We start from the raw sequence: 21,292 nt of genomic DNA on the forward strand, positions 1-21,292 counted from the left end.
ATTTATATAAACGTCTTTTCACGAAGATAGTTAAGTGAATAAGGGCGCACGGTGGATGCCTTGGTACTAGGAGCCGATGAAGGACGGGACTAACACCGATATGCTCCGGCGAGCCGTAAGCAGGCTTTGACCCGGAGATTTCCGAATGGGGAAACCCACTGTTCGTAATGGGACAGTATCCTATACTGAATACATAGGTATAGGAAGGCAGACCCGGGGAACTGAAACATCTAAGTACCCGGAGGAAGAGAAAGCAAACGCGATTTCCCAAGTAGCGGCGAGCGAAACGGAATCAGCCCAAACCAGAAAGCTTGCTTTCTGGGGTTGTAGGACACTCCTTTGGAGTTATCAAGGAGGAAGATAGACGAATCGATCTGGAAAGATCAGCCGAAGAGGGTAACAGCCCTGTAGTCGAAATCTTCCTCTCTCCGGAGTGGATCCTGAGTACGGCGGAACACGAGGAATTCCGTCGGAATCCGGGAGGACCATCTCCCAAGGCTAAATACTCCCTAGTAACCGATAGTGAACCAGTACCGTGAGGGAAAGGTGAAAAGCACCCCGGAAGGGGAGTGAAATAGAACCTGAAACCGTGTGCCTACAAGTAGTCGGAGCCCGTTAATGGGTGACGGCGTGCCTTTTGTAGAATGAACCGGCGAGTTACGACCGTATGCGAGGTTAAGCAGCAGAAGCGGAGCCGCAGCGAAAGCGAGTCTGAACAGGGCGAGTGAGTATGCGGTCGTAGACCCGAAACCGTGTGATCTACCCATGTCCAGGGTGAAGGTCAGGTAACACTGACTGGAGGCCCGAACCCACGTAAGTTGAAAATTACGGGGATGAGGTGTGGGTAGGGGTGAAATGCCAATCGAACACGGAGATAGCTGGTTCTCTCCGAAATAGCTTTAGGGCTAGCCTCAGAATAGAAAGTCATGGAGGTAGAGCACTGATTGGACGAGGGGCCCCTATCGGGTTACCGAATTCAGTCAAACTCCGAATGCCATAGACTTTGTTCTGGGAGTCAGACCGTGGGTGATAAGGTTCATGGTCGAGAGGGAAACAGCCCAGACCGCCAGCTAAGGTCCCAAAGTGTGTGTTAAGTGGAAAAGGATGTGGAGTTGCTTAGACAACCAGGATGTTGGCTTAGAAGCAGCCATCATTCAAAGAGTGCGTAATAGCTCACTGGTCGAGTGACTCTGCGCCGAAAATGTACCGGGGCTAAACACACCACCGAAGCTGCGGATTGATCTTATGATCAGTGGTAGGAGAGCGTTCTAAGTGCTGCGAAGTCAGACCGTAAGGACTGGTGGAGCGCTTAGAAGTGAGAATGCCGGTATGAGTAGCGAAAAAAGAGTGAGAATCTCTTTCACCGAATGCCTAAGGTTTCCTGAGGAAGGCTCGTCCTCTCAGGGTTAGTCGGGACCTAAGCCGAGGCCGAAAGGCGTAGGCGATGGACAACAGGTTGATATTCCTGTACCACCTCCTTTCCGTTTGAATGACGGGGGGACGCAGGAGGATAGGGAGAGCGTGCCATTGGATGTGCACGTCCAAGCAGTGAGACGGTCGGAATAGGCAAATCCGTCCGGCAACGTCAAGCTGTGATGGGGAGGGAACTATAGTACCGAAGCTCCTGATTTCACACTGCCAAGAAAAGCCTCTAATGAGGAAAGAGGTGCCCGTACCGCAAACCGACACAGGTAGGCGAGGAGAGTATCCTAAGGTGAGCGGGAGAACTCTCGTTAAGGAACTCGGCAAAATGACCCCGTAACTTCGGGAGAAGGGGTGCTCCTCTGCCGAGGAGCCGCAGTGAAAAGGCCCAAGCGACTGTTTACCAAAAACACAGGTCTCTGCGAAGCCGTAAGGCGAAGTATAGGGGCTGACACCTGCCCGGTGCTGGAAGGTTAAGGGGATGCGTTAGCTTATGCGAAGCGTTGAACCGAAGCCCCAGTAAACGGCGGCCGTAACTATAACGGTCCTAAGGTAGCGAAATTCCTTGTCGGGTAAGTTCCGACCCGCACGAAAGGTGCAACGACTTGGGCACTGTCTCAACGAGAGACCCGGTGAAATTATACTATGTGTGAAGATGCACATTACCCGCGACAGGACGGAAAGACCCCGTGGAGCTTTACTGCAGCCTGATATTGAATGTTGGTACAGCTTGTACAGGATAGGTAGGAGCCTTGGAAACCGGAGCGCCAGCTTCGGTGGAGGCGCTGGTGGGATACTACCCTTGCTGTACGGACATTCTAACCCAGGACCGTAATCCGGTCCGGAGACAGTGTCAGGTGGGCAGTTTGACTGGGGCGGTCGCCTCCTAAAGAGTAACGGAGGCGCCCAAAGGTTCCCTCAGAATGGTTGGAAATCATTCGCAGAGTGTAAAGGCACAAGGGAGCTTGACTGCGAGACCTACAAGTCGAGCAGGGACGAAAGTCGGGCTTAGTGATCCGGCGGTACCGTATGGAAGGGCCGTCGCTCAACGGATAAAAGCTACCCCGGGGATAACAGGCTTATCTCCCCCAAGAGTCCACATCGACGGGGAGGTTTGGCACCTCGATGTCGGCTCATCGCATCCTGGGGCTGTAGTCGGTCCCAAGGGTTGGGCTGTTCGCCCATTAAAGCGGTACGCGAGCTGGGTTCAGAACGTCGTGAGACAGTTCGGTCCCTATCCGTCGTGGGCGTTGGAAATTTGAAAGGAGCTGTCCTTAGTACGAGAGGACCGGGATGGACACACCGCTGGTGTACCAGTTGTTCCGCCAGGAGCATCGCTGGGTAGCTACGTGTGGTCGGGATAAGTGCTGAAAGCATCTAAGCATGAAGCCCCCCTTGAGATGAGATTTCCCTCTGCTTCGAGCAGATAAGATCCCTCAGAGACGATGAGGTTGATAGGTCCGAGGTGGAAGCGTGGTGACACGTGGAGCTGACGGATACTAATGGATCGATGACTTATCTATATATACTTCGTGAATGATGTTTTAATCAATAGTTGTTTCCTTATCCAGTTTTGAGGGTTTTCAAAAAAACTTTCAAAAACACCTTGATTTTCAATGCGGAACACGGTATAATAGTTCTTGTCCTTGAAAAAAGGTAAACAAAAGATCTGGTGATGAAGGCGAAGAGGTCACACCTGTTCCCATGCCGAACACAGTAGTTAAGCTCTTCAGCGCCGATGGTAGTCGGGTTTACCCCCGTGAGAGTAGGACGTCGCCAGGTCGATACATATTGGAGGATTAGCTCAGCTGGGAGAGCACTTGCCTTACAAGCAAGGGGTCGCAGGTTCGAACCCTGCATCCTCCACCATTTACATTTAGTTAGCCGGCCTAGCTCAACTGGCAGAGCAACTGATTTGTAATCAGTAGGTTGGGGGTTCAAGTCCTCTGGCCGGCACCATGAGTTGCCTGTTGCTAACTTAAAGATTTCGTGAGCCATTAGCTCAGCTGGTAGAGCATCTGACTTTTAATCAGAGGGTCGAAGGTTCGAATCCTTCATGGCTCACCATGTATTCTATGCGGGTGTGGTGGAATTGGCAGACACGCTAGATTTAGGATCTAGTGCTTCACGGCGTGGGGGTTCAAGTCCCTCCACCCGCATTATTAAGCGGAAGTAGTTCAGTGGTAGAACATCACCTTGCCAAGGTGGGGGTCGCGGGTTCGAATCCCGTCTTCCGCTCCATTTACTAAGCTAAGTTACTTAATGATATTATAATAAACAACACGACATATACGAAACTGCCGAGCCGGGGTGGCGGAATTGGCAGACGCACAGGACTTAAAATCCTGCGGTGGGTTTCCACCGTGCCGGTTCGAGTCCGGCCCTCGGCACCAAATATATATATGCGCCCGTAGCTCAATTGGATAGAGCGTCTGACTACGGATCAGAAGGTTAGGGGTTCGACTCCTCTCGGGCGCGCCATTATAACGGGAAGTAGCTCAGCTTGGTAGAGCACTTGGTTTGGGACCAAGGGGTCGCAGGTTCGAATCCTGTCTTCCCGACCATTCCAAATTTATAATGGGGCCTTAGCTCAGCTGGGAGAGCGCCTGCTTTGCACGCAGGAGGTCAGCGGTTCGATCCCGCTAGGCTCCACCAATTATTTTATTTGATCTTTGAAAACTGAACGAACCAACCAGTACGTCAAAACATTTCTTCTTTAATGAAGAAATTTGAAACAAGCACATTCGGTGTGCAGATGAGCAAGTCAAACTACTTTTATGGAGAGTTTGATCCTGGCTCAGGACGAACGCTGGCGGCGTGCCTAATACATGCAAGTCGAGCGCGGGAAGCGAGCGGATCCCTTCGGGGTGAAGCTCGTGGAACGAGCGGCGGACGGGTGAGTAACACGTGGGCAACCTGCCTGTAAGATCGGAATAACCCCGGGAAACCGGGGCTAATGCCGGGTAATACTTTTCTTCGCATGAAGATAAGTTGAAAGATGGCTTCTCGCTATCACTTACAGATGGGCCCGCGGCGCATTAGCTAGTTGGTGAGGTAACGGCTCACCAAGGCAACGATGCGTAGCCGACCTGAGAGGGTGATCGGCCACACTGGGACTGAGACACGGCCCAGACTCCTACGGGAGGCAGCAGTAGGGAATCTTCCGCAATGGACGAAAGTCTGACGGAGCAACGCCGCGTGAACGATGAAGGTCTTCGGATCGTAAAGTTCTGTTGTCAGGGAAGAACAAGTACCGTGCGAATAGAGCGGTACCTTGACGGTACCTGACGAGGAAGCCCCGGCTAACTACGTGCCAGCAGCCGCGGTAATACGTAGGGGGCAAGCGTTGTCCGGAATTATTGGGCGTAAAGCGCGCGCAGGCGGTTCCTTAAGTCTGATGTGAAAGCCCACGGCTCAACCGTGGAGGGTCATTGGAAACTGGGGAACTTGAGGACAGAAGAGGAGAGTGGAATTCCACGTGTAGCGGTGAAATGCGTAGATATGTGGAGGAACACCAGTGGCGAAGGCGACTCTCTGGTCTGTTTCTGACGCTGAGGTGCGAAAGCGTGGGTAGCAAACAGGATTAGATACCCTGGTAGTCCACGCCGTAAACGATGAGTGCTAGGTGTTAGGGGGCTTCCACCCCTTAGTGCTGAAGTTAACGCATTAAGCACTCCGCCTGGGGAGTACGGCCGCAAGGCTGAAACTCAAAGGAATTGACGGGGGCCCGCACAAGCGGTGGAGCATGTGGTTTAATTCGAAGCAACGCGAAGAACCTTACCAGGTCTTGACATCCTTGGACCTCCCTAGAGATAGGGATTTCCCTTCGGGGACCAAGTGACAGGTGGTGCATGGTTGTCGTCAGCTCGTGTCGTGAGATGTTGGGTTAAGTCCCGCAACGAGCGCAACCCCTAATCTTAGTTGCCAGCATTCAGTTGGGCACTCTAAGGTGACTGCCGGTGACAAACCGGAGGAAGGCGGGGATGACGTCAAATCATCATGCCCCTTATGACCTGGGCTACACACGTGCTACAATGGATGGTACAAAGGGCAGCGAAGCCGCGAGGTGTAGCAAATCCCATAAAACCATTCTCAGTTCGGATTGCAGGCTGCAACTCGCCTGCATGAAGCCGGAATCGCTAGTAATCGCGGATCAGCATGCCGCGGTGAATACGTTCCCGGGCCTTGTACACACCGCCCGTCACACCACGAGAGTTGGCAACACCCGAAGTCGGTGAGGTAACCTTTTTGGAGCCAGCCGCCGAAGGTGGGGCCAATGATTGGGGTGAAGTCGTAACAAGGTAGCCGTATCGGAAGGTGCGGCTGGATCACCTCCTTTCTAAGGATATTACGGAAACGTACTGTGTTGGTTGTTCAGTTTTGAGAGATCAAAGCATCTTTCAAATTTGTGAACCTTGAAAACTGGATAAGGAATTATGACTCATCTAGCGATGAGATCATGATGACAAGACATCTAATTGATTTATATAAACGTCTTTTCACGAAGATAGTTAAGTGAATAAGGGCGCACGGTGGATGCCTTGGTACTAGGAGCCGATGAAGGACGGGACTAACACCGATATGCTCCGGCGAGCCGTAAGCAGGCTTTGACCCGGAGATTTCCGAATGGGGAAACCCACTGTTCGTAATGGGACAGTATCCTATACTGAATACATAGGTATAGGAAGGCAGACCCGGGGAACTGAAACATCTAAGTACCCGGAGGAAGAGAAAGCAAACGCGATTTCCCAAGTAGCGGCGAGCGAAACGGAATCAGCCCAAACCAGAAAGCTTGCTTTCTGGGGTTGTAGGACACTCCTTTGGAGTTATCAAGGAGGAAGATAGACGAATCGATCTGGAAAGATCAGCCGAAGAGGGTAACAGCCCTGTAGTCGAAATCTTCCTCTCTCCGGAGTGGATCCTGAGTACGGCGGAACACGAGGAATTCCGTCGGAATCCGGGAGGACCATCTCCCAAGGCTAAATACTCCCTAGTAACCGATAGTGAACCAGTACCGTGAGGGAAAGGTGAAAAGCACCCCGGAAGGGGAGTGAAATAGAACCTGAAACCGTGTGCCTACAAGTAGTCGGAGCCCGTTAATGGGTGACGGCGTGCCTTTTGTAGAATGAACCGGCGAGTTACGACCGTATGCGAGGTTAAGCAGCAGAAGCGGAGCCGCAGCGAAAGCGAGTCTGAACAGGGCGAGTGAGTATGCGGTCGTAGACCCGAAACCGTGTGATCTACCCATGTCCAGGGTGAAGGTCAGGTAACACTGACTGGAGGCCCGAACCCACGTAAGTTGAAAATTACGGGGATGAGGTGTGGGTAGGGGTGAAATGCCAATCGAACACGGAGATAGCTGGTTCTCTCCGAAATAGCTTTAGGGCTAGCCTCAGAATAGAAAGTCATGGAGGTAGAGCACTGATTGGACGAGGGGCCCCTATCGGGTTACCGAATTCAGTCAAACTCCGAATGCCATAGACTTTGTTCTGGGAGTCAGACCGTGGGTGATAAGGTTCATGGTCGAGAGGGAAACAGCCCAGACCGCCAGCTAAGGTCCCAAAGTGTGTGTTAAGTGGAAAAGGATGTGGAGTTGCTTAGACAACCAGGATGTTGGCTTAGAAGCAGCCATCATTCAAAGAGTGCGTAATAGCTCACTGGTCGAGTGACTCTGCGCCGAAAATGTACCGGGGCTAAACACACCACCGAAGCTGCGGATTGATCTTATGATCAGTGGTAGGAGAGCGTTCTAAGTGCTGCGAAGTCAGACCGTAAGGACTGGTGGAGCGCTTAGAAGTGAGAATGCCGGTATGAGTAGCGAAAAAAGAGTGAGAATCTCTTTCACCGAATGCCTAAGGTTTCCTGAGGAAGGCTCGTCCTCTCAGGGTTAGTCGGGACCTAAGCCGAGGCCGAAAGGCGTAGGCGATGGACAACAGGTTGATATTCCTGTACCACCTCCTTTCCGTTTGAATGACGGGGGGACGCAGGAGGATAAGGAGAGCGTGCCATTGGATGTGCACGTCCAAGCAGTGAGACGGTCGGAATAGGCAAATCCGTCCGGCAACGTCAAGCTGTGATGGGGAGGGAACTATAGTACCGAAGCTCCTGATTTCACACTGCCAAGAAAAGCCTCTAATGAGGAAAGAGGTGCCCGTACCGCAAACCGACACAGGTAGGCGAGGAGAGTATCCTAAGGTGAGCGGGAGAACTCTCGTTAAGGAACTCGGCAAAATGACCCCGTAACTTCGGGAGAAGGGGTGCTCCTCTGCCGAGGAGCCGCAGTGAAAAGGCCCAAGCGACTGTTTACCAAAAACACAGGTCTCTGCGAAGCCGTAAGGCGAAGTATAGGGGCTGACACCTGCCCGGTGCTGGAAGGTTAAGGGGATGCGTTAGCTTATGCGAAGCGTTGAACCGAAGCCCCAGTAAACGGCGGCCGTAACTATAACGGTCCTAAGGTAGCGAAATTCCTTGTCGGGTAAGTTCCGACCCGCACGAAAGGTGCAACGACTTGGGCACTGTCTCAACGAGAGACCCGGTGAAATTATACTATGTGTGAAGATGCACATTACCCGCGACAGGACGGAAAGACCCCGTGGAGCTTTACTGCAGCCTGATATTGAATGTTGGTACAGCTTGTACAGGATAGGTAGGAGCCTTGGAAACCGGAGCGCCAGCTTCGGTGGAGGCGCTGGTGGGATACTACCCTTGCTGTACGGACATTCTAACCCAGGACCGTAATCCGGTCCGGAGACAGTGTCAGGTGGGCAGTTTGACTGGGGCGGTCGCCTCCTAAAGAGTAACGGAGGCGCCCAAAGGTTCCCTCAGAATGGTTGGAAATCATTCGCAGAGTGTAAAGGCACAAGGGAGCTTGACTGCGAGACCTACAAGTCGAGCAGGGACGAAAGTCGGGCTTAGTGATCCGGCGGTACCGTATGGAAGGGCCGTCGCTCAACGGATAAAAGCTACCCCGGGGATAACAGGCTTATCTCCCCCAAGAGTCCACATCGACGGGGAGGTTTGGCACCTCGATGTCGGCTCATCGCATCCTGGGGCTGTAGTCGGTCCCAAGGGTTGGGCTGTTCGCCCATTAAAGCGGTACGCGAGCTGGGTTCAGAACGTCGTGAGACAGTTCGGTCCCTATCCGTCGTGGGCGTTGGAAATTTGAAAGGAGCTGTCCTTAGTACGAGAGGACCGGGATGGACACACCGCTGGTGTACCAGTTGTTCCGCCAGGAGCATCGCTGGGTAGCTACGTGTGGTCGGGATAAGTGCTGAAAGCATCTAAGCATGAAGCCCCCCTTGAGATGAGATTTCCCTCTGCTTCGAGCAGATAAGATCCCTCAGAGACGATGAGGTTGATAGGTCCGAGGTGGAAGCGTGGTGACACGTGGAGCTGACGGATACTAATGGATCGATGACTTATCTATATATACTTCGTGAATGATGTTTCATCAATAGTTGTTTCCTTATCCAGTTTTGAGGGTTCACCTCAAACTTTATATCGATGTGGTGGTGAAGGCGAAGAGGTCACACCTGTTCCCATGCCGAACACAGCAGTTAAGCTCTTCAGCGCCGATGGTAGTCGGGTTTACCCCCGTGAGAGTAGGACGCTGCCACGTCAACCAAAAAACCAGAAGTATTTACTTCTGGTTTTTTTCTATTAAGAATATATTGTTGAATAAAGGAGGTTATCCATGAACTGGTCCTACTTTTTCCATGAAGATATACTTATGTTCATCTTTCGATTATTTTTCGCGTTACTATTAGCAGGACTCATAGGTTTTGAGAGGGAATTGAAAAATCATTCCGCTGGATTCCGGACGCATATCCTTGTAGGGGTGGGTGCCTGTATGATGATGCTCCTTTCTTTATATGGATTTCAAGCGTTCATAGAGGAATATGATCAAGTGCGCTTTGATCCCGCCCGTATTCCATCTTATGTAATCAGTGGGATCGGCTTTTTGGGAGCGGGTACGATCATCGTCAACGGCATGACCATCCGGGGGCTGACAACAGCTGCCTCTATTTGGACGGTTGCTGGCATCGGTCTCGTTGTTGGAGCGGGAATGTACGATGTTGCAACAGTAACCACACTGTTTGTGCTGATCAGTCTGATTCTTTTAAACAAAGTAGAAAAAGAGAAATTGAACGGCGGTCCTACGTATCATATTACAATAAAAAAAGATCTGCAGATTCATCAGCTGCTTTCTTTGTTTGAACAGGAGGACCTGGACATTCGCAGTTTGGATGTAATGGCTCTTGATGGCGAGCAGAAGAGAGTGACCGTTCAGATTGAAAAAAAGCCCGGCCTCGATCGTTCAAAGCTGCTGGCGGAGATTACATCTATTAATGGAGTGGAAGGCTGCGGTCATGATCGGTCATGAAATCTACACAGACATCTGTGTAGATTTTTTGTTTTAATTCAAGTTCAATCGGGGAAACATAGATGGTGTGTATCAAACAAACAAGATAGTTGCGTACGGATAAAATTTGAGTATAATAAAATTAAAGTCAAAGATAGTCAAAGTCAGAAGAAGGGGGAGGGGCGATGCGGAACATATCCGATGTCATTGAGGATTATTTAAAAGATATACTGGATCAAAGTCAAAAGCAGATCATTGAAATTAAGCGAAGCGAACTGGCGGAAAGGTTTCAGTGTGTTCCATCTCAAATCAATTATGTGATTAAGACACGTTTTACAGTGGAAAAGGGTTATATCGTAGAAAGTAAACGTGGAGGTGGAGGGTATATCCGCATCAGCCGGATCCAGCATCGCAAGGATTCTGAAATGATCGAAGATGTGATGCACCTCATTCACCCACGTGTCTCTCAGTCTCAGGCGGAGGACGTTCTTGCGCGTCTCGTAGAATTTGATGTGATTACGTTAAGAGAAGGGAAACTTCTCCAGAGTGTCATTGACCGCGATGTGCTGGCTTTTCCTCTGCCTGTCAGGGATGAAATTCGATCGCGGATTATGAAGGCGATGTTATTTACCCTTAAATACAAATGCTGACTGAAGGGAGAGATTCAGATGGAATGCCAGGAATGTCATCAGCGTCCGGCAACGGTGCATCTGACGCAGGTTGTGAATGGTCAGAAGACAGAGATTCACGTCTGTGAGCAGTGTGCAAAGGAAAATGGCTATATGAACTATGGTGAAGAAAATTTTTCGCTGAACGATCTGCTTTCCGGTCTTTTTCATTCTGAGGGCCCTTCTCCATTTAAGGGACAGAGTCCTCAAACGTATCCTAAAAAAGAAACTCTAAAATGTCCGAACTGCGGACTTACTTATAATGAATTTGCTAGAATCGGCAAATTTGGCTGTGCCGTCTGTTATGAAACATTTAATGATCGGCTTAACCCGATTTTAAGACGTGTACACAGCGGGAATACCCGTCATGATGGGAAGATTCCAAAGAGAGAAGGCGGAAACCTTCATCTGAAAAAAGAAATCGAAGAATATAAAATTAATCTTCGACAATTAATCGAGCAGGAAGAATTTGAAGAAGCAGCGAAATGTAGAGATAAGATACGTTCATTAGAGAACGAACTTCATCAGGATGAGGGTGGTGAAGAGTAATGTCCCTGAAGCAGTTTATCAATGAAGCCATCAGTCCATGGATGAAACAGGAGGGACCGGACAGCGATATTGTGATGAGCAGCCGCATACGCCTCGCCCGGAATTTTGCAGAACATCCTTTTCCTATCATCGCAAAGGAGGACACCTTAAGTAAGGTCCTGGCTCATTTTGAAGAAAATTTTCAGCAGACGTCTTTCCGGGACTATAAGGATTTTGAATTGGTCCGGATGCGGGACCTTCAACCTGTGGAGAAAAGGGTGCTTGTAGAAAAGCACTTGATCAGCCCTCACCTTGCTGAGCACTCAGAAAACTCAGCCTCACTGATTTCTCAAAATGAACAGGTCTCCATCATGGTTAATGAAGAAGACCATGTACGCATACAATTATATTTCCCGGGTTTTCAGCTTGATAAAGCACTGGAACAGGCGAGTCAGCTTGATGACTGGCTCGAGGAAAAAGTAGATTATGCCTTTGATGAAAACCGAGGATATCTTACGGCCTGTCCTACAAACGTAGGTACGGGGATGAGGGCTTCCGTAATGATGCACCTCCCTGCTTTATCGATGACTCAGCAGATCAACCGGATGATTCCGGCGATCAACCAGCTGGGGCTGGTGGTAAGAGGTATTTACGGGGAAGGCAGTGAAGCACTGGGGAGCATTTTTCAAATATCCAACCAGATTACTCTCGGAAAGTCGGAGGAGGACATTGTGGAAGATCTCCATAGTGTCGTGAAGCAGCTGATCGACCAGGAGAGGAAAGCAAGAAAGACGTTGATGCACCGCTCCAGTATCCGTCTGGAGGATCGGATTTTCCGGTCGTACGGGGTGTTAACAAACAGCCGCATCATCGAATCGAAAGAGGCGGCGAAATGTCTGTCCGACCTGCGGCTCGGTATCGATCTTGGTCTCATTGATCATATTCCAAGAACCATTTTGAATGAATTGGTGATTTTGACACAGCCGGGCTTCCTTCAGCAATACGCTGAAACATCGTTATCCCCTGATGAGAGGGATGTAAGGAGAGCTTCGCTTATCCGTGAGAGGCTCCAGCTTGAGCATAAAGAATAATGTTAGGAGGGAATGTCCATGATGTTTGGGCGATTTACAGAAAGAGCACAGAAAGTACTTGCTTTAGCGCAGGAAGAAGCTGTCCGTTTAGGACACAACAATATTGGAACAGAACACATTCTGCTTGGACTTGTCAGTGAAGGGGAAGGCATTGCAGCCAAAGCTTTGACGGCTTTAGGTCTGGAATCCTCTAAAATCCAGCAGGAAGTCGAGAAGTTAATCGGCAAGGGAGAGAAAGTATCCCAGACGATTCACTATACGCCGCGTGCGAAAAAGGTGATTGAGCTTTCCATGGATGAAGCACGCAAGCTTGGTCATTCCTATGTCGGAACCGAACACATTCTTCTCGGTTTGATCCGCGAGGGAGAAGGAGTGGCGGCCCGTGTATTGAACAACCTTGGTGTAAGCTTGAATAAAGCCCGTCAGCAGGTTCTTCAGCTGCTTGGGAACAATGAGTCCACCGGCGGTCAGAATCGCAGAGGCGGCGGCTCAGGAGCTCAGGCGGCGAATGCGAATACGCCGACCCTTGACTCCCTTGCCCGTGACTTAACAGCAATTGCCAAGGAAGGTAATATCGACCCGGTCATCGGCCGCAGTAAGGAAATTGAGCGCGTGATTCAAGTATTAAGCCGCCGTACGAAGAACAACCCTGTTCTTGTAGGTGAGCCTGGTGTTGGTAAGACCGCTATCGCTGAAGGCCTTGCCCAGCAGATCATGAATAACGAAGTGCCCGAAATTCTTCGTGAAAAACGCGTCATGACGCTTGATATGGGAACCGTTGTCGCTGGCACGAAATACCGCGGTGAATTTGAAGACCGTCTGAAAAAAGTGATGGAGGAAATCCGTCAGGCAGGCAATATCATTTTATTCATTGATGAGCTTCACACGCTGATCGGCGCCGGTGGTGCTGAAGGTGCCATTGATGCTTCCAACATCCTTAAACCGTCGCTTGCCCGTGGTGAGCTGCAGTGTATCGGAGCTACGACACTTGATGAGTACCGTAAGTATATTGAAAAGGATGCGGCTCTTGAGCGCCGATTCCAGCCGATTCAGGTGGATGAGCCGACGCTTGATGAGTCTGTTCAGATCCTTCAAGGACTGCGTGACCGCTATGAAGCGCACCACCGTGTAACGATTACAGATGAATCCATTGATTCTGCCGTCCGTTTTTCTGATCGTTACATCACAGACCGGTTCCTTCCGGATAAAGCGATCGATTTGATTGATGAAGCAGCATCCAAAGTGCGGTTGCGTTCCTACACGGCTCCACCGAACTTAAAAGAGCTCGAACAGAAGCTTGAGGAAGTTCGCAAGGAGAAAGATGCAGCGGTACAAAGCCAGGAATTTGAAAAAGCCGCTTCCCTGCGTGACAGCGAGCAGCGCCTTCGTGATGAACTGGAGCAGACGAAAGACGAATGGAAGGAAAAGCAGGGACAGGAAGACTCTGAGGTAACTGTTGAAGATATCGCAGCCGTCGTTTCTGTTTGGACCGGCGTTCCTGTTTCCAAGATGACGAAAGATGAAAGTGAGCGTCTGTTGAACCTTGAAGAGACGCTTCACAACCGTGTCATTGGTCAAGAAGAAGCCGTTAAGGCCATTTCCAAGGCGATCCGCCGTGCCCGTGCCGGTTTGAAAGATCCGAAGCGTCCAATCGGTTCCTTTATTTTCCTTGGACCTACAGGTGTCGGTAAAACAGAACTCGCCCGCGCCCTTGCAGAAAGCATGTTCGGCGAGGAAGATGCCATGATCCGTATTGACATGTCCGAGTACATGGAAAAACACAGCACGTCCCGTCTGGTCGGCTCTCCTCCAGGTTATGTCGGCTACGAAGAAGGCGGCCAGCTGACTGAGAAAGTGCGTAACAAGCCTTACTCCGTCGTTCTGCTGGATGAAATCGAAAAGGCGCACCCGGAAGTCTTCAACATCCTTCTCCAGGTTCTGGAAGATGGTCGTTTGACAGATTCCAAGGGCCGTGTCGTTGATTTCCGTAACACGGTGCTGATTATGACATCCAACGTTGGAGCCCAGGAGCTTAAGCAGAATAAATATGTTGGATTCTCTATGGGAGAATCGGGCCAGGATTACAAGGACATGAAGTCCAAGGTTACGGATGCATTGAAGAAAGCCTTCCGTCCTGAATTCCTGAACCGTATCGACGAGACAATCGTCTTCCATTCTCTTGAGAAGAAACATATGAAAGACATCGTTGTTCTTATGGCTGAAGAACTCAGAAAACGCCTGTTGGAACAGGAAATCGACTTTACGCTCACAGACGCAGCCATTACCTATATTGCAGATTCCGGTTTTGATCCGGAGTACGGTGCAAGACCACTGCGACGTTCCATTCAGAAAAACGTCGAGGATCTGTTGTCTGAAGAGCTTCTTAAGGAAAACATCGCTAAAGGCCAAAAAGTTAAAATTGATCTGGACGATGAAAAGAACTTCGTCGTTCATAAGCAGCAGGAGTCTTCAACAAGCTGACTGCATGAGTAAAGAATCGGAAGGTGTCTGCCTTCCGATTTTTTTCTTATTCCGGTATGATTTGAATCACAACATTTAATAAAAATGATAAGACTGTGAAACTTCCTCACAATCTTTTTCGTATACACTCATAGGAATAGAAGAGGTGATCTCTTGGCAAAAAGAAAGACAAAGTTTGTCTGCCAGGAATGTGGATATGAAACACCGAAATGGATGGGGAAATGCCCTGCGTGCCATCAATGGAACACGCTCGTGGAGGAAATGTCGGCTCCGGCTGCCAATTCCCGTCACGTTTTCCAGACCAGTTCCACTTCTGCAACGACAAAACCTGAAAAAATTACACAGATCAAATCACAGAAAGAGCCACGGCTGCCGACAGATATGCCTGAATTCAACCGCGTGCTCGGCGGTGGTATTGTAGCAGGCTCCTTAGTTTTAATCGGGGGAGACCCGGGTATCGGTAAGTCAACATTACTCCTTCAGGTTTCCGCGCAGATCGCTGATAAGGATTTTCCGGTCCTCTACATATCAGGGGAAGAATCTCCCCGGCAGACGAAGCTGAGGGCGGAACGTTTAGACATCACATCTGACGAGCTTTATGTACTGTCGGAGACGAATCTCCAGGACGTGACGAACCAGATTGAACAGATCGATCCGAAGTTCGTCGTCATTGACTCGATCCAGACGATATTCAAAGAGGATGTCACATCTGCCCCGGGGAGCGTTTCCCAGGTGAGGGAATGTACGAGTCAGCTGATGAGAATTGCCAAAAGCAAAGGTATCCCGATTTTTATTGTGGGGCATGTTACGAAAGAAGGATCCATCGCGGGGCCGCGGCTTCTGGAGCATATGGTGGATGCCGTCCTTTATTTTGAAGGAGAGCGCCATCACACCTTCCGAATTTTGAGAAGTGTGAAAAACCGTTTCGGAAGCACGCACGAAATGGGTATATTCGAAATGAAGGAAAAAGGACTTGAAGAAGTGCTCAACCCTTCGGAGATCTTTCTTGAGGAGCGGTCCCAGGGGGCAGCCGGCTCAATTGTTGTTGCTTCCATGGAAGGAACGAGACCCGTGCTTGTGGAAATTCAGGCTCTCATTTCACCAACGGCCTACGGGAATCCGAGGCGTATGGCGACAGGACTTGATAACAGCCGGGTGCCGCTGCTTATGGCGGTTCTTGAGAAACGGGCCGGTCTTCTGCTCCAAAACCAGGATGCGTATGTCAAAGTCGCCGGTGGTGTCAAACTGGATGAACCGGCTATTGACCTTGGCGTGGCGATCAGCATTGCCTCAAGCTTCCGCAACCAATCGTCCAATGGGGATGATGTCGTAGTAGGGGAAGTGGGTCTGACCGGTGAAATCCGTCGTGTAGCAAGGATTGAACAGCGTGTTCAGGAAGCGGCTAAGCTTGGCTTCAAGCGGGTCATCATTCCTAAGAAGAACATGGATGGCTGGACACCGCCCTCCCAGATTGAAGTGATCGGAGTCAGCACCGTCCAGGAAGCTATGAAGGTCACATTGGGGGACACATAAATGGAATGGCACGAAATCAAGGAAAACGGAATTGGAGACATTTTGAAGCTGGTGGCTCCGGGGACGCCACTTAGGGACGGCATTGACAACGTCCTCCGTGCAAATACGGGGGGCTTAATCGTCCTGGGCTATGGAGACGGTATGCGGGAACTCGTGGATGGTGGTTTTCACATCCAGTCAGACTTCACACCGGCGCACTTATATGAATTGGCCAAAATGGACGGAGCGCTCATCCTTAATGATGAAGGTACGAAAATTTTATACGCGAATGCCCAGTTGATGCCGAACCCTGATATCCTCTCCAATGAAACAGGGATGCGTCACCGGACAGCTGAGCGGGTGGCCAAGCAGACAGGTTCACTTGTGATTGCCATCTCCCAGCGGAGGAATGTCATAACGCTGTATAAAGGATCGCTCCGTTATTCCTTGAAAGACATCGGCGTCATCCTGACGAAGGCGAATCAAGCAATTCAGACATTGGAAAAGTATAAAAATGTGCTCGACCAAAGCGTCACCAACCTTGGAGCCATGGAATTCGAGAACATGGTTTCCTTTTCCGAAGTGGTCCAGGTTGTACACCGGATTGAAATGGTTCTCCGCACAAAGACAGAAATCTTAAATTATGTGAATGAGCTTGGAATTGAAGGACGTCTGATCCAGCTTCAGCTCACGGAACTGGTCTCCAACATTGAGGAAGAGGCAGAGCTTCTCATGAAGGATTACAGCCGCCGGCCTGATTACGAACCTTACTATATGTTAAAGAAGATGCAGGAAGTGTCCAATCCGGAACTTCTTTCTGATGAGCAGGTATTAAAACTACTGGGGTATTCAACCGGAACGAAGCTTTCTGATGCCGTTCATCCACGAGGCTACCGGATTCTCAGCCGGATCCCGCGTCTTCCGTTTTTAATTATTGAACACCTGGTGCAGCGGTTCAGCACCCTTGATGATCTCATCCAGGCTTCCCCCAAAGAGCTTGTCAAAGTCGATGGCGTCGGGGAAATCCGGGCAGCAAAAATCAGAGACGGACTCGACCGCATACAGGAACAACTGTTTGTAGACCGTCATATATAAGAACATTGACTTATTTAAAATAAATGTGGTATGATGAATGTTTTGCTCATTGACTAAAAATGGAAGTTGTGCTAAGTTTAAGACCATCATTCCTTTTTATATGATTAATGGTTGTGAGGTTTGGTCATACTGTGTTTGAGGAGGTGAATACAAGTGCTTAAACGTATTGTACAGTTGTTTATTGTTATTACCGGCGGAACCATCGGTTACCTCTATTTCCCTGAACTGTTTACAACCATGGGGCTTACGTGGCAGACCTGGATTCAAGCTGTCATGGGAGCTGTAATAGGAGCACTTATTTTATTTTTATTAACATTCTGGATCGTAGATTATATTGTCGATTTCATTCGATGGGTGGAGGATTCTCTTGTCCGGGCCCCTGTCGCTGATTTACTGTTCGGAAGTTTAGGTTTAATTGTTGGACTGCTGATCGCGTATTTGATTAATGTGTTTGTCCAGGATATTCAAATCCAGGTCATCAACCAGGTCGTACCGATTGCTCTTACCGTTCTGCTTGGCTACCTCGGTTTTCAGGTCGGATTCAAACGTAAAGATGAATTCTTGAATCTTGTTTCCAAAAAGGATAAAAAAGCGGACGAGGACGCGGAAAGCTCTTCCGGTACAGCGGTGGATGAGTCGTTGATTCCTAAGCAGAAGATTCTTGATACCAGTGTCATTATTGATGGTAGAATCGCAGATATCTGTGAAACTCACTTTCTGGAAGGTACGATCGTGATTCCCCAGTTTGTTCTTGAAGAACTTCAGCACATTGCTGATTCCTCTGACGGACTGAAAAGAAACCGCGGACGCAGAGGTTTGGATATTCTGAACCGGCTGCAGAAGGATCTTCCTGTTAATGTGGAGATTTATGAAGGTGACTTTGAAGAGATTCAGGAAGTGGACAGCAAGCTTGTCAAACTCGCTAAAGTCACGGACGGTATTGTCGTGACCAACGACTTCAACTTAAATAAAGTCTGTGAGTTTCAAAATGTTCAAGTGCTGAACATCAATGATCTTGCAAATGCTGTGAAGCCTGTTGTGCTCCCTGGTGAGGAAATGACCATCCAGGTGATCAAAGACGGGAAAGAGCAGAATCAGGGTGTCGCTTATCTGGATGACGGAACAATGATTGTCGTTGAAGAAGGGAAGGACTTTATCGGTAAGACGATTGAAGTTGTGGTCACCAGTGTCCTTCAGACATCAGCGGGCCGCATGATTTTCGCAAAGCCTAAATCACTTGAAAAAGCCCTTTAAAAACGGTATAAACTAAATAGAGAAATACAAAAGTGATAACGCGTATGTTATCGCTTTTGTTCTTTTATGGGGAATTTCACAACACTATCCCGCTCAAGGTGGCTATTATGATAAAATACACAGCGATTGTGCTTGCGGCCGGACAAGGAAAGCGGATGGGTGCAGGTCACAATAAACAATTCATTAACATCAATGATAAACCTCTGATCCTTCATACTCTGTCTGTCTTTGAACAAGATGAGTGGTGTGGGGAAATCGTTCTCGTTACGAATGAACAGGAGCAGGACCAGATGGAGAGACTGCTTGAGCGATTTCCTTCAACCACACCCATCAAGGCTGTGAATGGGGGAGCAGAACGGCAGGACAGTGTACATGCCGGACTATCTGTCGTGCAGAGGAAAGACATCCCTGTACTGATCCATGACGGGGCGCGTCCTTTTGTCATGGAAGAAAGTCTTCATCAATTAGCAGAAACAGCTGTGGAAAAAGGAGCGGCGCTGCTGGCTGTTCCGGTCACGGATACGATTAAACAGAAAGAGGGAAGGACGCTTACAACCCTCGACCGTAACAAACTGTGGGCTGCCCAGACGCCGCAGGCTTTTCAGTATGATCTGATTACCGAAGCGCATGAAGAAGCGCAGGAACGTGGATACTATGGTACAGATGATGCATCGTTAGTGGAACAGTCTGGTAAAGAAGTGGCGGTCGTGCAGGGAAGTTATGACAATATTAAGCTGACAACTCCTGAGGACTTACATAAGGCAGAAGCCTATTTGAATAACCAAAAGGAAAAGGAGGCACATTCAATGTTTCGAATCGGACAAGGTTTTGATGTGCACCAGCTGACAGAAGGTCGTCCATGTATCATCGGGGGAATTGAAATCCCTTATGAAAAAGGACTCCTCGGACACTCGGATGCCGATGTTCTGCTTCATACCATCGCGGATGCTTGTCTTGGAGCGGTAGGAGAAGGAGATATCGGCAGGCATTTTCCGGATACCGATCCGGAGTTCAAGGATGCAGACTCCGGCCGTCTTCTCCAGCATGTATGGGAAATTATTAAGAAAAAGGGGTATACGCTTGGGAATATGGACTGTACTGTGATCGCCCAAGCACCGAAAATGGCCCCTTATATTGAACAAATCAGAGAAAACATTGCGGATCTGCTCCAGACCGAAAAAGATCTCATCAATGTCAAAGCCACAACAACAGAGAAGCTTGGTTTTGCCGGACGAAAAGAAGGAATTGCGGCCCAGGCGGTTGTTCTGTTGCAAAAGAATCCACAATCCTAAGCAAAAAATGATAAAATGAGTCAAGGATTATGACCGGTTACCGGAAAGGAGAACAATTATGACAAACGAAGTACGTGTGCGGTATGCACCAAGTCCAACGGGGTATCTTCATATCGGAAATGCCCGAACAGCTCTGTTCAATTACCTGTTTGCTAAAAATGCAGGGGGGAAAATGGTCGTTCGTATTGAGGATACGGATGAAAAGCGGAATGTCAAAGGCGGCGAGCAAAGCCAACTGGATTATTTGAAATGGCTCGGGATTGAATGGGAAGAAAGTCCGAACCTTGGTGGGGAATATGGACCTTACCGTCAGATGGAACGCCTGGACATCTACAAGAAATATGTCGATGAACTGATGGAGCGCGGACTAGCCTACAAGTGCTACATGACGTCTGAAGAACTGGAAGCGGAACGTGAGGCGCAGATGGCCCGCGGGGAGGCACCTAAGTATTCCGGTGCACACAGCAGCCTGACAGAGGAACAAATGGCGGCATTTGAAGCCGAAGGCCGTGAGCCGAGTATCCGCCTGCGTGTGCCGGAGAACCATACGTATACGTTCAACGACATTGTACGCGGAGACATCACGTTTGAATCCGGCGACTTTGGAGACTGGGTCATCGTTAAGAAAAACGGTACACCGACGTACAACTTTGCTGTAGCCATCGATGATTATCTAATGAAAATCACTCACGTGCTGCGCGGAGAAGAGCACATTTCCAACACACCAAAGCAGATGATGGTTTATGAAGCATTCGGATGGGAAGCTCCGAAATTTGGTCATATGACGTTGATCCTGAACGAAGACCGTAAAAAGTTGAGCAAGCGTGATGAGCACATTCTTCAGTTCATTTCCCAATACAACGATCTGGGGTATATGCCTGAAGCGCTTTTCAACTTCATCACCTTGCTGGGCTGGTCCCCTGTAGGTGAAGAGGAGATCTTTACGAAGGATCAGCTGATCGATATTTTCGATGCTGAGCGCCTTTCCACATCCCCGGCTGTATTTGATGCAGCCAAGCTGAAATGGATGAACAACCAGTATATTAAAGCGGCTGACCTTGATCACGTCGTTGAACTGGCTCTTCCTCACCTTGTGGAAGCCGGCCGTGTATCGGAAGACATGAGTGATGAGGATCGCCAATGGGTGAAGGAACTCATCGGCCTTTATCAGGAGCAGTTGAATTACGGAGCGGAAATTGTCGAATTGACAGAGCTCTTCTTCAAGCAGGAAATTCAGTATGATGAAGCGGCTATGGAAGTGCTTCAGGGCGAGCAGGTGCCTGAGGTGCTTGAAACGTTCAAAAAGAACCTTCAGCAATTGGAAGAGTTCACACCGGCCAATATCAAGGCACAAATTAAAGCGGTGCAGAAGGAAACCGGCCATAAAGGGAAGAAACTCTTCATGCCGATCCGTGTCGCTACAACCGGTCAGACACACGGTCCGGAGCTTCCTAACGCGATTCATCTGCTTGGACTTGATACCGTTACGGTCCGACTGAACGATGTATTAAGCAAAGGACAAGCTTAAATCGTTCACAGGAAGGAAATAATATCATATAGTAGAGTTACCTATACGAAACGTTGATG

The 21,292-nt window shown here is 49.3% G+C and carries 10 protein-coding genes, 9 tRNA genes, 5 rRNA genes and 1 other annotated feature (1 of these 25 cut by a window edge); all 24 genes read left to right on the forward strand.

The annotated features are described in order from the left end of the window. Positions 1-28: 28 nt before the first annotated feature. A 23S ribosomal RNA gene (locus ACXAGL_RS07835) occupies positions 29-2,945 on the forward strand. Between the two features lie 145 nt (positions 2,946-3,090). Then, a 5S ribosomal RNA gene (gene rrf / locus ACXAGL_RS07840) occupies positions 3,091-3,204 on the forward strand. 11 nt (positions 3,205-3,215) lie between these two features. Next, positions 3,216-3,291: transfer RNA gene (locus ACXAGL_RS07845), tRNA-Val, on the forward strand. 14 nt (positions 3,292-3,305) lie between these two features. Beyond that, positions 3,306-3,381 (forward strand) — tRNA-Thr (locus ACXAGL_RS07850). 32 nt (positions 3,382-3,413) lie between these two features. Continuing rightward, a tRNA-Lys gene (locus ACXAGL_RS07855) sits at positions 3,414-3,489 on the forward strand. A gap of 10 nt (positions 3,490-3,499) precedes the next feature. Beyond that, a tRNA-Leu gene (locus ACXAGL_RS07860) sits at positions 3,500-3,581 on the forward strand. 7 nt (positions 3,582-3,588) lie between these two features. Further along, positions 3,589-3,663, forward strand: a tRNA-Gly gene (locus ACXAGL_RS07865). A gap of 63 nt (positions 3,664-3,726) precedes the next feature. Further along, positions 3,727-3,815 (forward strand) — tRNA-Leu (locus ACXAGL_RS07870). An 11-nt stretch (positions 3,816-3,826) separates the two neighbouring features. Continuing rightward, positions 3,827-3,903, forward strand: a tRNA-Arg gene (locus ACXAGL_RS07875). Positions 3,904-3,909: 6 nt separating this feature from the next. Next, positions 3,910-3,986, forward strand: a tRNA-Pro gene (locus ACXAGL_RS07880). Between the two features lie 15 nt (positions 3,987-4,001). Next, positions 4,002-4,077, forward strand: a tRNA-Ala gene (locus ACXAGL_RS07885). 119 nt (positions 4,078-4,196) lie between these two features. Beyond that, positions 4,197-5,761, forward strand: a 16S ribosomal RNA gene (locus tag ACXAGL_RS07890). Positions 5,762-5,931: 170 nt separating this feature from the next. Beyond that, positions 5,932-8,848: ribosomal RNA gene (locus ACXAGL_RS07895) — 23S ribosomal RNA — on the forward strand. 78 nt (positions 8,849-8,926) lie between these two features. After that, a 5S ribosomal RNA gene (gene rrf, locus ACXAGL_RS07900) occupies positions 8,927-9,040 on the forward strand. Together the 16S, 23S and 5S rRNA genes with 9 tRNA genes alongside form the textbook arrangement of a ribosomal RNA operon. A gap of 75 nt (positions 9,041-9,115) precedes the next feature. Then, positions 9,116-9,805 (forward strand): MgtC/SapB family protein, encoded by a 690-nt coding sequence (locus tag ACXAGL_RS07905; RefSeq protein ID WP_474990738.1) that lies wholly within the window; start codon positions 9,116-9,118, stop codon positions 9,803-9,805. A 164-nt stretch (positions 9,806-9,969) separates the two neighbouring features. Continuing rightward, positions 9,970-10,434 (forward strand): CtsR family transcriptional regulator, encoded by a 465-nt coding sequence (locus tag ACXAGL_RS07910; RefSeq protein ID WP_474970222.1) that lies wholly within the window; start codon positions 9,970-9,972, stop codon positions 10,432-10,434. Between the two features lie 18 nt (positions 10,435-10,452). Beyond that, a complete protein-coding gene (locus tag ACXAGL_RS07915; RefSeq protein WP_474970609.1) occupies positions 10,453-11,001 on the forward strand; it encodes a UvrB/UvrC motif-containing protein in 549 nt (182 codons plus the stop codon). After that, positions 11,001-12,071: a protein arginine kinase gene (locus ACXAGL_RS07920; protein WP_474970224.1), complete on the forward strand. Its 1,071-nt coding sequence runs from the start codon at positions 11,001-11,003 to the stop codon at positions 12,069-12,071. The genes ACXAGL_RS07915 and ACXAGL_RS07920 overlap by 1 nt, the downstream gene beginning before the upstream one ends. A gap of 18 nt (positions 12,072-12,089) precedes the next feature. Then, positions 12,090-14,552 carry an ATP-dependent protease ATP-binding subunit ClpC gene (clpC, locus tag ACXAGL_RS07925; RefSeq protein WP_474970225.1) on the forward strand — a complete coding sequence of 821 codons (2,463 nt, stop codon included), beginning with the start codon at positions 12,090-12,092 and terminating at the stop codon, positions 14,550-14,552. A 153-nt stretch (positions 14,553-14,705) separates the two neighbouring features. After that, entirely contained in the window at positions 14,706-16,085 is a 1,380-nt protein-coding gene (gene radA, locus ACXAGL_RS07930) for a DNA repair protein RadA (protein ID WP_474970607.1), read from the forward strand. Then, complete coding sequence (disA, locus tag ACXAGL_RS07935) at positions 16,086-17,159, forward strand: DNA integrity scanning diadenylate cyclase DisA (protein WP_027953448.1); 1,074 nt, start codon at positions 16,086-16,088, stop codon at positions 17,157-17,159. A gap of 153 nt (positions 17,160-17,312) precedes the next feature. Then, complete coding sequence (locus ACXAGL_RS07940) at positions 17,313-18,413, forward strand: PIN/TRAM domain-containing protein (RefSeq protein ID WP_474970227.1); 1,101 nt, start codon at positions 17,313-17,315, stop codon at positions 18,411-18,413. Positions 18,414-18,520: 107 nt separating this feature from the next. Continuing rightward, on the forward strand, positions 18,521-19,705 hold the full coding sequence (locus tag ACXAGL_RS07945) for a bifunctional 2-C-methyl-D-erythritol 4-phosphate cytidylyltransferase/2-C-methyl-D-erythritol 2,4-cyclodiphosphate synthase (protein WP_474990741.1): 1,185 nt from the start codon (positions 18,521-18,523) through the stop codon (positions 19,703-19,705). Positions 19,706-19,763: 58 nt separating this feature from the next. After that, positions 19,764-21,233 carry a glutamate--tRNA ligase gene (gltX, locus tag ACXAGL_RS07950; protein WP_474990743.1) on the forward strand — a complete coding sequence of 490 codons (1,470 nt, stop codon included), beginning with the start codon at positions 19,764-19,766 and terminating at the stop codon, positions 21,231-21,233. A gap of 44 nt (positions 21,234-21,277) precedes the next feature. Then, positions 21,278-21,292 (forward strand) — a binding site (T-box leader) (it continues 203 nt past the right edge of the window).

This window comes from Halobacillus sp. ABA4_118 (assembly GCF_056160205.1).